Origin of the sequence: Thermococcus sp., from assembly GCF_026991495.1 — an archaeon.
Taxonomy (GTDB): domain Archaea; phylum Methanobacteriota_B; class Thermococci; order Thermococcales; family Thermococcaceae; genus Thermococcus.
This window is the reverse complement of record NZ_JALXBJ010000056.1, coordinates 1-14,252: the sequence shown is the minus strand read 5'-3', so window position 1 is coordinate 14,252 and position 14,252 is coordinate 1. Positions and strand designations below refer to the sequence as shown.

Here is a 14,252-nt window from a genome sequence, read left to right as displayed (position 1 = left end):
GATGAACCTCAAAAAAGCTAAATATCAAAGAGAGGAATAGGAATTGGTGACAGAAATGTGTGGCTATTATGAGAGCATTTCTGGGTTCCGGTACTGGGATGTCAAAGCATGGAAACAATACATTCAACAAAACATTGCACCGTTATACTCAATAACCACTACGCTCCTTGAAGTTAGGGACGAACTTGCCCCGTACACCGGTAATTCCTTTGGTGTAATCACAAATTCAAGAAGAGAACTACTGCCGTTTCTCGCAGGCGGGATTAAGGACGGGGACTACTCGAAGTACAGCCTTGCAAAACTTACCCGACTTATCTACGGACTTTATGTGGATCCCCGTGAATTCTCAAGTGCTGTCTCAAGCTTGGGAGAAGAGGGGTTGAGTGAAGTCGTTGTTAAAGCAGAGGAAAAAGAGAGCTCTGTTTTTCTTCGCCTGATAAGCGGTCTAAATCGGCTAAGTGGCAATGTGCTCGAACTTGCAGATATTGGCCCTTCCGAAATCTCAATCCCTTCTTCTGGTGAAATAATCAAACAGCCGGAGAAGATACTGGATGTCCTTAAGGAATTTTACAGATTCAGTATTTCGTTTAGTGCAAATCACAACTACTACACATTCTTTATTGTCAGCACTAGAGGAACACACTGGAAAGCACTAAGAGAGGGTTATCACAAACTGGAGGAGAATCTAGACGAGATAAAGGAATTCTTGGGATTAGAAGAGATATTTATTCCCGAAACCGGAAAAGAAGACGTCCAGAGAGATTACACAATCTGGAGCCATTCAAGAGGTGAAATTGCAGAGAGCATTTACTCAATGCAAATTGGACTCTGGGGACGCTTCAACTTTGAAGTGGAGACCGAAATAAACAAGCCTATCGAAGATGCACTCAGATACATAACCAAGAACCCCGAGGACTTAGCAAAAGGCCATATAAGACTCGTGAAAGATGCTCTAGGAGACCCAAGGGAGATACATATTGGGAATGAGCGGTTTTACCCAAAGGATAGCTATGACCTGAAAATCGAGGGACTGTGGATAACGGATTGGCCAAATGAAACGTTGATATCCAGCGTCAGTGCAACTAGTGCTGCAAGGGATGTACTTAAACGAGAACATTCGAAACCCAAGCTTTCCTTTATCGAGTTCCTTGATCAGCTTGGGCCGTACCTGTTCACAGGATATGGAGAGATTTCAAGACATCCAAAACACAAAGAGCACCTCAAATACTACGGGAACATCCCAATGAACGCCGTCTGGTGGTTGGGATGAATGAGCAAAGAGATGAAACTAAAAGAAAATCAAAATACCACAGAGAACGAAAGGGAAGGGCAAGACGAGAGGAGAGGGCTTCCCATCACTCCACACATGCCACACAAGAACCCAAGACAGAAAAGCTTAGGAGCCACACTCCAAAGGAGGGCAAAGTCCCACAAGAACCATCTGAAGGTATTGACCACATCTCAAAATTGGCAGTACAAGTAAATGAGCCTTACAAAGTTACCATCCCAAAAGTGCTGATTTCCACCCCAACAATCGAGTATGACCTGATCAAAATGGATACCGAGTATTCTATCCAAAAGAAGAAGCAGAGGGTACAGGTACCAACCATCAAAATAAACGCTCCTATTTTGGAATTTCAAAGGATATCTGTGGACAGCAATGTTACAATGACAAAGAAAGCCAGGAGGTTTATAAAAATCCCCCGGATAAGGCTCCACGCCCCAGTTTTTGTCTTTCAAGACAAAACCCTTGATTTAGTGGTAGACATTAGTCCTAATCCGCCTTTAAGCGACATTTCACAGCTTCCAATAATCCAAGCGAAGAAAACTCAAAGGGTCATTCAGCCAATTTCAGTTCCGAAACACGAGACTAGACCCCTTGAAACTACCCAAGAAACTGAAGCCGTAAGTTTGTCTGAAACAGGCAGTAGCAACTGGATTATTGAAACAGAGACAGAGGACTTCATAAAAGCTCTCTTCGGTGTTAGCAGTCAAGAACTAAGAGAACCTAACGCCGCAATCATACTTTTCAAAGACGTTAGAGACGAGGGTTATATCCACCTCTTTGAAAAGCTCCTTTTGAGGCTCCAGAGAGAAAAGGGAAAAACAGGAAAGGTCAAAAAGCTGACTCTCAGTGATGAAGATTGGAACAAAGAAGAAATTGAAAAGTGGCTTGACGAGGGCGGTATCATATTCATTGAAGTCGCCAATAGGGAAATTCTTGACAAACTAACAAAGAGGGACATAGCGGACAGGTTATGGGCAATTTTCTCGAAGGGGGATGGAACAGTCGTATTCCACACCAAAGACGATGATACTTTCTACGCAATCAATGAGCTTGTCCAAGAGCTGAACTGGAACAAACTGGGATTAAAGCCCGAGATCTTCAAAATACTTGCCAGAGAGCTGCCGTTTGAGGAAAAACTAAGAATTATAGAGCATGTTTACGGTTTCGTGTCCCTCCCTGACCTGATGCCGGGTTCAAAAGTCTCATGGATTGTGAATACAGCCGAGAAACAGTACTTGAAAGCTCTAAAACGGATTATGCACAAATATGAACCATTCTTCCCTGTCAGAGCTTCAGATGATGAAAGTACTGAGCATGTCTTGGCAAAATATTTCATAATTCACACGCTTATTAAACGGCTCCAGAGAGAAGGGAAACTACCTTCCCGTTTACAGGATGTTGAATGGGATAAGGTTAGGACAATAATAGAGACCGAGCCTGAGAGTTATCCAAGGCCAGACGTTTTGTACAAGCCAAAAGAGGCCTATTTTGAATTCGAAACACTATTTGGAGAGAGCTTTAGGAAGATAACCAACAAACTGGATGAATACGCAAGGGCCAAACCTGGAGCAAAAGTTCGCATAGTCGTCGAGCCAATTACAGTATTGTTGCATCTGCATGAATTTAAACATCAGATTGCAGGCATTAAAAAAGGAAAGCTCTACTCAAACCTTAATGTCGAGTATTACACGTTTAATCTTTCAACCGGGGAGTTGGTACCGCTAGGCAAGTTCATTGAGTCGCTTTCGAGAGTTTTAGCGGAGTTAACCGAGGGTGAACCTTAGACAGTGCTGGTGTTAAAGACTCGACCAAACAGGAACCGCCAAAGCGGAAGGCACTTTAGCCCCTATTCTTTCCTCCTCTCCTCGCAGGACCCCCAGCCAGTGATGATGCTCTGTTTTCAAGCCAGAGATCTTAGCGACTTATATTCCGCAAAATACAAAAATGGCAAAAATTTGTATTGCAAAGAATACAAAAATCAAAACATGCCTTCACTTCTTCAAAAAGTCGAACAGCGTGGCCTGCTTGCCTTTCCTCTTTTCCTCTTTTTTCTTGCCAACGGCCTCGATCTCTTTCTCGGCTTCCTCAAGCTCCTCACCGCTTAGCTCTTCTCCGGCTTCTTCTCCTGCTTTTCTGGCAGCTTCCCTTGCCCTGGCTTCGAGCTCGGTTTCTCTTCTCATCCTCTTCTCTATGTTCATGCTCCTGGCCCAGATCCTCCTGGCCCTCTCAGGATCCCCGGCTATGAACTCGACCTCCTTCAGGTCGAGATCGAGGTAGACGACGAAGTGTGCTGCCATTTCCGGGTTGTTCTCGAATATTGCCCTCAGGTAGTTGAGGGTCTCCAGGGCCTCAAGCTTGGCCATGTGCATCTCTGCCATTATCTTCTTGAGCACGGAATCCCTGAGGGTTCTCTCGGTCTTGCTCTCGGTGAGCAACTTGATCGTCTTCGGCGGGTAGATCTTCACGAAGCCCTTCTTCTTGACTCCGGCAACGGCAACTCCGGCAGTCATCAGATCGGTGGCGTACTTCCAGAGGGAGTAGTTCCCGGTTCTCTGGGCCCTGCCGAGGAATATGTCCGCCCTGCTGAGGGCTTCGTAGGCCCTCGCTATGTCCTCCGGCCTGTAGTAGACGTAGGGGACGTTCTCCTCTATCCACTGGAGGAGTTCGTGCGGGAACATGTCCACCCCCAAAACCGCGATCTTTGCCCTCTTGGCGTTGTCGGTTGCGAAGACCTGTGCCAAAGCCTGGAAAACGCTCTTCTCCGTGTCCCTGTACGCGAGAACTCTGTCCGCGTCCTCAACTCCACCGGTCACGACCGTCTGCAGGTCGTTCACAGCCGCTCTTAAATCGCCGTTGGCGTGCTTCGCTATCTCGTAGAGCAGCTCCTTGGGGATCGTTACTCCCTCCATGTGGAGGATCCTCACAAGGGCCTTGATTATGTCCCTCTGGCTGAGCCTCTTGTACTGGACTATCTGGGCCCTGTTCCGTATCTCCCTCGGTATCTCCCAGTAGTGGTTGGCGCTCATTATTATCGGGTTCCTGGCCCTGTCCACGAGTTTGGCTATCTCCTTCGCCCCCGTTGGCTCCATGTTGTCGGCCTCGTCGAGGAATATGAGCTTCCTCCTCTTTCCGAGGATGTCCATCGTGTATGCAGCCTGAACGTAGCGCTCCACCTTCTCATAGGTTCTCTCGTCGCTCGCATTCAGCTCGATTACCTCGAAGCCGTACTCTCTCGCCAGAGCGTAAACAGTGGTCGTCTTTCCCGTTCCCGGCGGACCCGCTAAGATTAAGGCCTTCTTCTTCGGCGGGTTGCCGTGGAGCCAAGCCTCAACCCATGCCCTGACCTGCTCGATGGCCTTGGTCTGGTTGATAATCTCGCTCAGTCTTCTCGGCCTGTACTTCTCGACCCACGGGACTTCGCTCATGGTCATCACTTGCCCATTATTGTGAACTGGGCGAGGAGCGCCTCGAGCTGTATCATCTCGTTGGCCCCTTCAACGAGGCGGAAGTTGTACTCGCCTATCCTGTCCGCTAAAGCCACCTTTTTATCTTCTGGAATCGGGAGGTTGAAGACCTCCCTGTGCATCTGGATGAGCACGTCTTCACCGCTGAGGCCCTGTTTGAGGAGAATCTCCCTCAGCTTGTCCCTCGCCTTGAGGAAGTTGCCCTTCAGGGCCAATTGCATTATCTCGCGGACGTCCTCTGGTCTTGCCCTGCTCGCAACGAGGAAGACGTTCTCGTCGGTTATCCTTGTGTCGAGGGCGGCAGCAGCTTGAAGGACGTTTATCGCGCGCCTCATATCACCTTCGGCAACGTATAGAATCGCCTGAATGCCCTCCTCGGTTAGTTCAAGCCCCTCGTTCTCCGCGATGTACTTTATGCGCTCCTCTATGGCCTCATCATCGAGCGGTCTGAAGCGGAAGATGGCGCACCTACTCTGTATCGGTTCAAGAATGCGGCTGCTGTAGTTCGCAGAAAGAATAAACCTTACGTTGTTCGAGAACATCTCCATGGTTCTCCTGAGGGCCTGCTGGGCGTCCTGGGTTAGTGCGTCGGCCTCATCGAGGAAGATTATCTTAAAGCTGGTCCCTCCTATCGGCTTCGTCCTTGCGAACTCCTTCACCTTCTCACGGATGACGTTTATGCCGCGCTCGTCGGAGTTGTGGAGCAATACCGGTATCTCTCCCGAGAAGAACATCTCGTTTTCGGGGACGCTGACGTCGTAGACGAAGTCGTTGTATTCGACGAGCTCAACTTTCCTGACAATTAGGGCGTGGAGATCTGTACTGGCGAGCTTTCTGAGCGTTTTGAGGGTTTTCCTGCCCCTTTCGTCGAGCTTCTCCTCGTTTATCATTCCGATAACCTTCTTCAGCGTCTCCTTCCTCACGCGCTTCTTGTCCTCATAGAGCTGGTGCCTCAGCTCGTAGCGCCAGTTGCCCTCTATGGAGTGCTCAATTGCCTTGAGCATCTTGACTACAGGGTCAGCAGGGAGGAGCTCCGCCTTGCTCCACTTCATTCCTCCCTTCCAGATCAGCCTCGCCTCCCTATCAAAGAGGCTCGCCTCGATTCCGGAAATTCTCGCCAGCCAGACGGTGTCAATTAGCAAGTCCTTCGAGACCGATGAAACCCTGATGACTCCGCCCCATTCACCGGTTCCGTCGCCGTCGGCTAGGCCCTTAAGGAAGGCTATTCTCTCCTGGATTGGGAACTCAAAGACGAATCCGGGAATCCTCTTGTTTCCAGCCTTCCTTCCGTTACCGTCGTAGAAGTTCTCATCGAAGAACTTAGCCAGCTGGGTGTTGAGTAGCCTAACTTGGTAGGCGCTCTTCCTTGAGCGGTTGAAGCCTGAAGAGGTATAGTTCTCGTAAACGCTCAACCCTAACCCATCGGCGAACTCCCTAACGCGGTCTATGAGTTCACCCTCGTGGCTCCCGAGCGTGTAGATTACCTGTCCCGAGGTGTTGCCCCTGAAGCCAACAGCTCCTTCCGCCGCGTAAAGTCCGAGCATGTATGAGAGCTCCTCGCCAACCGGAAGCTTCTCAAAGGTTCTCGTCCTCGTGCTTTCCTTAACCCGATAGTCGCTCACGTCGAGGACATCGAGGAAGCCCCGGAAGTTGGCCGTGAAGCTCAGGAGTATCGAACCCTCTTTGAGTTCGCTCGCCTTCACAGTTTCGAGACCGTTTTCGGTGAGGACCATAACGGAGTGGTTGCCCGTCAGTTCGAGCTTTCCTCCGTCCTCAAGGTGAACGCGCAGTATAACCGGGACGCGGTGGCGGATTATCTTGCTTACCCTCGCCCACCTCACGCGGTAGTTCTCGTCAACCGTGAGAACCTCAAGGTTCGGGGCGTCTCTGTAGGCGACGTCGCCGTCTCTCTCGTCGAAGTAGAGCCTATCGAGCTCGGCGAAGGTCGTTCTGATGGTTTTTCCGTTGATCCTCACAAGAATTGGTGTGTCTTTTGAAACGGAGGCGTTCAATTCCAGAAAGTTGTGCCTCCAGTTTTCGCCGAACAGCTCCCTCGCAAGGGCTAAAGCCGCCGTTGTGTTGTGGAGAACCGTCGGAAGGTTGCCGCCTACGAAGTTGTGGTAGCCCGGCACGTGGAGGTCGTAGATGACGAAGTCGCCTTTGAGCTTCTCGACCGTAACTATCTCATCCCAGAGGAGCTCGTTCTGGGCGAGAAAGATGAGGTACGCTACTCCCCGCTTAAGCTTTTTGTCGTTCAGGATTTCCCTCAAGAGCTTCAGCTCGGCCTTCCTGATCTCCTCAAGGGTCTCTATCTTTTCTGTGTTGCTCTCAAGGACTACCCTTACGCTTGAGTTCCAAGTCCCGATAAGCCGTCCAACCTCCGCGTAGCTTGAATACCTCTTCGCAAAGGTCCGCATTGCTTTTATCGTTTCCTCAAGCCCGATTCCGAGGGCATCTGCAATCTTGAGGTAGTTTTTCAGACTGGGCCTCCTCTTGCCCCTGATGTACTCAAGGAGTCTGTCAGTCCGTATTCCAGTCTTATCAGCTACTTCCTTCCTCCTCTCGGCCACTTCATTCCAGTCAATAAGAATGCTCTTCGACAGGGTCTTCTCAAGCCCTTCCAGCTCGTCGAGGCGGTAGTAGATTTCCTTCATCAGCTCCCAGGCTATTTTCCTTGCCTTTTCTGGGCTCCATCTGACTTTGTCGTCGTAGAATTTGAGCTTGAGCCTGTCCCTGACGTAGGAGATAAGCTCCCTGTCGGCGTAGAGGGAGCCGAGGTTGGGGTTCGGCCTTTTTACCAGAGCCTCCGCCTTTCTCCTCTTCTCCTCCATGGAGAAGCCAACCTCGGAGAGGAAGCGTGAGATGTTCCCTGAGCCGGAGATCACAACGTAGTAGTAGGTGCGCCCCCTGATGGTTTTGTCCCTGATTTTGGCAACCACTCCAAGTCCAGCCAGAGCGTAGGAGACCTGCTCCGCCATATCCCTGCTCGCGGTTGAGAGGACGATGCCGTTGCTCTCCACGCCGGCATCGCAGTCGAAGTAGGCCCTCAGGAAGGAGCGAAGTCCTTTCCATCCCTGAGTGGGTATGTAAACCCTGTCGGCCTTTCTGCCCGCGAGGCCAAGGGCCTTAACGAGCTCCTTCGCTATCTTTGAGTTCACGTAAACATCAGGAGCACGGTTTTCGTGAAGTCTCTCCTTGATCCTCGCGTCTGGAAAGAGCTTCTCTGTGAGCTCCATAAAGCGCTTTCTCAGCCTTTCGTCGGTGTTTGTGAATGTTATCGCGTTGGTGTTGGAATCTGCATGTCCGTCGCCTATGAAGTAGCCGAGCCATTCAGCGAGGGGGTCTTCATCGAGAACCGCGGGGAGAAAACGCGGGACTGCAAGCCTGTCCCCGGGCCTAAGTTCCTCAGCCTTTACCCACTCTATTCTTCCATCCTTCCTGTTTACGAGGAGGGGATGATAAGTGGTAACTTTAAGCTCCCTTCCCAACCTCGTCCTTATTCTAACAAGCTCGCTGGTTTTGTCCTTGTAAACGTACTCCACCGGCAACTCTCTCAGTTTGCCGTCCTCGTCAACTCCAAGAACCCTGAGGCCGTTAACCGGTGTTGGGCCGAACTTTCCATTGCTCAGATTTTCAACGAGTTCCCCTATTGTGGTTAACTCTCCATTGACTACGACCTTCGCATCCCCAGTGAGGCACTTCCCGACGCCCGGAGGCCCGGCAAAGAGAAGGTGGGGCATCGAGCCCGTTTTGACGTAGTGCTTGAGCCTCTTAACTATGTGACCCTGACCGACTATCTCGTCGAGCCTCTCCGGCCTGTACTTCTCAACCCAGGGCTTTTCGAGGATCTTAACCTCCTGGACTTCAGCCGACATGTTCATCCCCCAGTCTCCTATGTCCTACACCTCTTAATCTTTTTGTGCCATGTTTGCAACGCAACATTTTTAAATCCTTTTTTTTCTATGTGGTGGTGATAACCAATGAGAATACATAAATGGATAATAGTGGGAGTTTTGATCTTGTTTTTATTTGGCATGGCGGTGAATCAGTTTTCGCTAAAAGTGGCGGCGGACAACTTTCAGGGAGTCCAGGTTAAGTACAGTAAGTCAGTGTTTTCAAGGTTCCTGGTTAACAAGGGGGATCGCTTTGCCGTTCACTTCGGGTCAGGCACGGGAACCTTCACGGCAGTCGGGATGCTGCCCAATGGGAGCCCCGTTTTCCTCGGCTACTACCATGGGGACGGGAGCTTTCACGTGAGCATGAAGGCCGTTTTCCTCTACGCGAGGATATGGGAGGAGCACCTGAGGCACCTCGGACTGGATCCCGGGAGCGTAAACCCGGGGATGCTCTTCCTCGGGGTTGTTAGGAAGGATAACGGCACCTATTCAACGGCGTTCGCGGTTCCGATACGCGTGGATAAGGTGCTGGAGGGCTACGCGGTGAAGGTCTCGGTCTCTGCACCGATGCTCAGGCTGTCCCAGTCCTCCCTGAAGCCCATAGAGAACAGAACCATGGGGGTTGAGTCGATATGGAATGATTCGGATAACTGGGTGATAGATAGGAATGACGAGATCCTCTTGGATTCGGTGATCCCAAATCGCATTGACGACGGCTGCTACGGAAGTATTTGTTTTTACTGGGCCCCCGACGGCAAAACCCTGTCCTACGGCATCAACACCACAATCCCCCTGGTCATAGCCCACATCTGGGGGAAAACCGACATCAGGGATTCAGGGCTCCTTAGGATGTTCATGGCGACCGAGAGCTCATCCGGGGTTTCAATATCCTTCTCATCGCTCGGCGCTGAGAACTATGGGGGCTCAGTAATCCCCGTATCTGCTGGCCCGGTTTTCACCCTCAAGAAACAGGGGAAATGGCTGGAACACTACACTCATTTCTTTGGAAGAGACCTGCCGGATGATGAAGACAGCTACGTGATGTCCGGGATCGTCGGCCACTACGCCGTCGTGCGCTTCAGGCTCTACGAGGACGCCCAGGACGAGACCGGGACGAGGCTGGTTGAGCCGACCAAGACGAGGGCCTTCTTCACGATAGCGGTTCCAGTCCTTGAGAAGACCCCGGAGGGGGCGAGGATAAAGGCGTGGGACGGGATCTTTGGCGGGGACAACGGCTCCAGGCTCGTGGAGAAGGTCAGGGACATCGAGAACACCTTTGAAACGTACAGGAACTACACGTTCACCGGGCAATTCCACGTGGATACCTGGCAACTCAGGAGCGAGTCCCACTACACCCCCCTGTTCTCCATGGGGGTTTCGGTGGACGACCTCGGGCTGATGCCAGTAGCGGGGTTCTCGATAGGCATGTCCTCTGACGACACATCATTTCTTGAGATGAATGTTGCCTATAAATCTTGGAACAAGGATCAGAAGTTCAAGGTGACCGCTTACAAGCTGAAAGACCTCTTCCTCTACCTGAGGGACAAGAAGAGCTACGTCATCCCGGTGATGTACGTTGACATCTACGAGATCCCGAAGTACGGCCCAACGCTCCCGATAAACCCCCACCATCCAGTGTACCCCGTGAACTAAAGCCCGGGGCTCCTCCTGCCGGGCCTGGAGATATCGCGATGTCTTCCTTTCTCTTTTTCAAGAGAACGATGTATTTTACGCTTGAGCCCAAGCAGCTACTCCCCCCTCTTGTGGGGCGGGGGCAAAGTTGGAAAAGGGAACGCTCAAAACTCAAAGGCCTGTTCAGCGCTTCATGGTCGAGAGAACTTTGGTGGTGACGTCGTTTCCTTCCCTGTCGTAGATCCTGTAGTAGGCTGAGTAGGGCAGCTTCATCTTGGCCCTGTGCATCGCTCCAAGGGCGAACTTGAGGTGCCCTTCGTTCACCCAGACGCTGAGTATCTTCTGGTCCTTTCTGACCCTCGCAGCAAGGCCGATCGGCTTTCCGAAGGGCCTGCGCATACCGTTCCCGTAACGGTCGGCCTTCCTTCCGGTGGCCATCGGGTTCTCCCTAAGCACCTGGAATGGGAAGACGCGGATCTTGAAGTGGAAGTTGCTCCTGCCGACGTTCTTCTGAAGGTACCTGTTGACCTGAATACGAATAGCCTCAAGGGCGTTCTGCCTTATCTGCATGGCCTGCTCGGCGTGAAGGCTGACCTCGTACTGGAACTCGGCGGAGAGGTTGCCCATGTCGAAGATCGTTATCTTCGGCCCAGGGGCACCGCGTATGTACTCCCTTCTCGTGTAAGCGGGCTTGTCAACGTCCCTATCAATCTTTGCTGGCCTCAGTCCCATACTCTCACCTCCAAATGAGCGTAAGCTAAGCCTAAACTTAGCTTGCCCCCGCTTTTATAAAAGTTTTGGAGGGATATCTTTTCCAATCTTCATGCCCTCAACGAAAAGCCCAACTGAAAAGGGCAGGAAAGCAAGGAGGGCCAGATTGAGGCTCAACCAGATGTGAACCTCGCCGAGGGAGTAGGCTAAGCCGAAGATCATCCCGCCGACGAAGGTCGAGAGGTTTTGAATCGCGTTGACTCCCCCTATAGCTAAGGAAGAGCGGTGGTAGCTCGCTAAGACCTTCCTAGAAATCGGACGGAAGCTCTGGAAGGCGAAGAGAGCGAGGAAGACGCCAAGGAAGACCGTTGGGGCGGTCTTTATCGATGTCAAAAGCGGTGAAATCCCAGCTAAGAATGCTGTCAGCTTCACCGTCTTTGCCTCGCTCCTCACGTCAGCGAACCACGAGGAGAAATAGCTGAGCAGAGAGGCCGTAAATCCGGTCCAGCCCAGTAAAACAGCAGTTCTCTCCCTGCTCAGCTCGAGGGTTTCTGCAACGTAGACGTAGGTTATCTCTCCCGATGTGAAGGCCACTATGACGGCCATGAGGGAAGCTATGATCAGAACCTTTCCCGGGTCAAGGCTTATAACTCCACTCTTTCCCTCACTCCTCGGCGTTATCCTGTTGTAGAGGAGGTAGTAGCTCAGGAGCATTATCAGACCCGTCAGGACGAAGAAGGCCGAGGATATCCACATCTGGCCTGCTAAACCGAGGTTTACCGTGTATGCATAGGCGTAGTTCCCGAGGAGCGAAGCGATGCTCCCGAAGAAGAAGTAAACGGCCGTAACCCGGGCCCTTATCTCCTTCGGCGTTGTTACCGCCACGACGAACTGGGCCATCGGCCAGCTCAGCCCGTTGAGGAAGCCGTTGAGGAGCTTTATTCCCGCAACCTGAATCCAGCTTGAGGTTAGAGGGTAGAGCTGAACCGCGAGGGCGTTTCCCATCATAGCCACCGCGCCCAAGTAGACCAGCCATTTTCTCCTCTCAAGGGCAAGACCACCCAAGACGGAGGTTAGGGCCCTCGCCAGAACGAAGGACATGGAAACCAGAGAAACCGCCAGCATGCTCGCCCTCAAAACATCGCGAGTGTAGAAGGCTATAGCTGGAGTTGCCAGACGGAAGGCTATCGTTCCAGTGAAAGCTGAGAGCACGAGGAGCGCTATCCCTGCGAGCCTTCTGTTTTCCATTAGACCACCGTCTTAACGTTGGGGCAACTTTTTAAAAGTCTTAATCTCCGTGAAGGTTCTTCGGGAGCCAGCCAGAAGGCCGGAACTTCCATCGAAACCACTCGCCCAAGACGAACGAACCCTTTTTATGGATGCCGGGCAATTGGGAGTGGTGATCCCCATGGGTCTGACCCTCGAGTTTGATATGAATTACGAGGATGCATACAGGGAAGTCTATGAGATGGTGAAGCCGAAGTACAAGCTCTTCACAGCCGGTCCGGTTGCCTGCTTCCCGGAGGTTCTCGCTATAATGTCCGTCCAGATGTTCAGTCACCGCTCGGCCGAGGCCAAAGCGGTTCACGTTGACACGCTTGAGAGGCTCAAGAAGTTCCTTGAGGCTGATAAAGGAGAGATAATTCTATTCCCCAGTTCGGGAACGGGCTTCATGGAGGCATCGGTCAGGAACACGGTTCCGCGTGGCGAGAAGGTTCTGGTTACGGTTATAGGTGCCTTTGGAAAGCGCTTCGCTGACGTCGTCAATTCAAACGGCAGAAAGGCGGTTGTCCTTGAAAAGGAGCCGGGCCAGGCGGTAAAGCCCGAGGAGCTCGACGAGGCTTTGAGGAAGAACCCCGACGTTCACGCGGTTACCATAACTTACAACGAGACTTCAACCGGCGTTTTAAACCCGCTCCCCGAGCTTGCCAAAGTGGTTCACGAGCACGACAAGCTGCTCTTCGTTGACGCCGTTTCAGCGATGGGCGGTGCGGACATAAGGTTCGACGAGTGGGGGATCGATCTGGTCTTCGCGAGCAGCCAGAAGGCCTTTGGCGTTCCTCCGGGATTAGCGGTTGCCGCGGTAAGCGAGCGCGTTTTCGAGATAGCGGAGAAAATGCCAGAGAGGGGCTGGTACTTCGATCTGCCGCTATACAAGGAGTTCAACGAGAAGAAGAAGGGAACGCCCTCAACGCCACCTCTGCCACAGATATTCGGGCTCAACGTCGTCCTCAGAATTGTCGAGAAGATGGGAGGAAAGAAGGCCTGGCTCGACATGTACAGGAAGAGGAGTGGGATGATCAGGGAAGGCGTCAGGGAGATGGGCCTCGGAATTCTGGCTGAACCGGGCTACGAGAGCCCGACTATAACAGCGGTCGTCGTTCCCGAGGGGATGAAGGGGGTTGACGTTTACAACGCGATGCGCGAGAGGGGCTTTGAATTGGCTAAGGGCTACGGAAGCGTTGCCGAGAAGACCTTCCGCATAGGCAACATGGGCTACGTGACCTTTGAGGATATAAGGGAGATGCTCGACAACCTGAGGGAGGTCATAGAAAAGCTGAGAAAGAAGTGAAATCAGAGCAGGGGCTTCAGCTCCCCTTTCTCTATCCTGTAAATCTGGTTTATCTTTTTTATCCCCTTTCTCCAGTCCCTGCTGAGCTCCACCAGCACGTCAAAGCGGTCGAAGGTTCCCTCGTCTATCCTGAGCCAGTGGATAACCTCCGCTTTAAGGTCATCGCTCATCGCCAACGAGGTGACCATGAAGGCGTAGTCGTCTATCAGCTCATCTAAAATCCTCGGGACGTCCACGGTGTGCAGTGTGTCTATGACGATGTAATCCGGGCTTATATTCTTCAGCTTCCCTATGACCTCTTCGGTTCTCGCTTTGAGAGACCTGCGGTCAAACTTGGTGTCCACTATCTCTATATTTGGCCTGAAGGGCTTGAACTCCCCGTAGGCCGTTACAACCGCAACCTTCCAGTCCTCGGGGACGTAGTGGAGGAGCGCCTCAACGAGTTTGGTCTTTCCGCTCCTGCTCGTTCCAACTATGAGAACGTCCCTCCTATCAAGAATCTCCTCCCTCAGGAGTTCGAGTTGCTCGGGCCTGGCCGAGCCGTAGCGCACGAGGTCGTCGGGGCTGACCTCCTCCCCGCCTTGAAAGGCGAGGGTTCCAACGGTTTAACCCCTCGCCAAGGGCGGTTCGGTTTACGGGCACTCATCCACCTACTTCTGTTACCGGTTTCGGTTCAGCCCGAAGGCACG

At 52.0% G+C, this 14,252-nt stretch carries 9 protein-coding genes; 4 read left to right on the top strand and 5 right to left on the bottom strand.

Annotated elements, in window-relative coordinates; translation table 11 throughout:
• Positions 1–46: 46 nt before the first annotated feature.
• Together MVB78_RS07125 and MVB78_RS07120 are read left to right on the top strand one after the other, a co-directional pair.
• Complete coding sequence (locus MVB78_RS07125) at positions 47–1,270, top strand: hypothetical protein (RefSeq protein ID WP_297489771.1); 1,224 nt, start codon at positions 47–49, stop codon at positions 1,268–1,270.
• Positions 1,267–3,072 (top strand): hypothetical protein, encoded by a 1,806-nt coding sequence (locus MVB78_RS07120; RefSeq protein ID WP_297489770.1) that lies wholly within the window; start codon positions 1,267–1,269, stop codon positions 3,070–3,072. Before MVB78_RS07125 ends, MVB78_RS07120 begins: the two co-directional genes overlap by 4 nt.
• A gap of 207 nt (positions 3,073–3,279) precedes the next feature.
• Here the strand turns inward: MVB78_RS07120 and MVB78_RS07115 are convergent, their stop codons facing one another.
• Together MVB78_RS07115 and MVB78_RS07110 are read right to left on the bottom strand one after the other, a co-directional pair.
• Positions 3,280–4,713 (bottom strand): replication factor C large subunit, encoded by a 1,434-nt coding sequence (locus MVB78_RS07115; RefSeq protein WP_297489851.1) that lies wholly within the window; start codon positions 4,711–4,713, stop codon positions 3,280–3,282.
• A 5-nt stretch (positions 4,714–4,718) separates the two neighbouring features.
• A complete protein-coding gene (locus MVB78_RS07110; protein WP_297489850.1) occupies positions 4,719–8,627 on the bottom strand; it encodes a replication factor C small subunit in 3,909 nt (1,302 codons plus the stop codon).
• A gap of 105 nt (positions 8,628–8,732) precedes the next feature.
• Here MVB78_RS07110 and MVB78_RS07105 point away from each other — a divergent pair, with 105 nt between their 5' ends.
• On the top strand, positions 8,733–10,301 hold the full coding sequence (locus MVB78_RS07105; RefSeq protein ID WP_297489768.1) for a hypothetical protein: 1,569 nt from the start codon (positions 8,733–8,735) through the stop codon (positions 10,299–10,301).
• 162 nt (positions 10,302–10,463) lie between these two features.
• Here the strand turns inward: MVB78_RS07105 and MVB78_RS07100 are convergent, their stop codons facing one another.
• Positions 10,464–11,012: a 50S ribosomal protein L16 gene (locus tag MVB78_RS07100; protein ID WP_297489766.1), complete on the bottom strand. Its 549-nt coding sequence runs from the start codon at positions 11,010–11,012 to the stop codon at positions 10,464–10,466.
• 54 nt (positions 11,013–11,066) lie between these two features.
• Positions 11,067–12,239 carry an MFS transporter gene (locus MVB78_RS07095; RefSeq protein ID WP_297489764.1) on the bottom strand — a complete coding sequence of 391 codons (1,173 nt, stop codon included), beginning with the start codon at positions 12,237–12,239 and terminating at the stop codon, positions 11,067–11,069.
• 166 nt (positions 12,240–12,405) lie between these two features.
• Here MVB78_RS07095 and MVB78_RS07090 point away from each other — a divergent pair, with 166 nt between their 5' ends.
• A complete protein-coding gene (locus MVB78_RS07090; RefSeq protein WP_297489848.1) occupies positions 12,406–13,563 on the top strand; it encodes an alanine--glyoxylate aminotransferase family protein in 1,158 nt (385 codons plus the stop codon).
• 2 nt (positions 13,564–13,565) lie between these two features.
• Here MVB78_RS07090 and MVB78_RS07085 read toward each other — a convergent pair whose 3' ends face one another.
• Positions 13,566–14,114 (bottom strand): ATPase, encoded by a 549-nt coding sequence (locus MVB78_RS07085; protein WP_297489762.1) that lies wholly within the window; start codon positions 14,112–14,114, stop codon positions 13,566–13,568.
• Positions 14,115–14,252 lie beyond the last annotated feature (138 nt).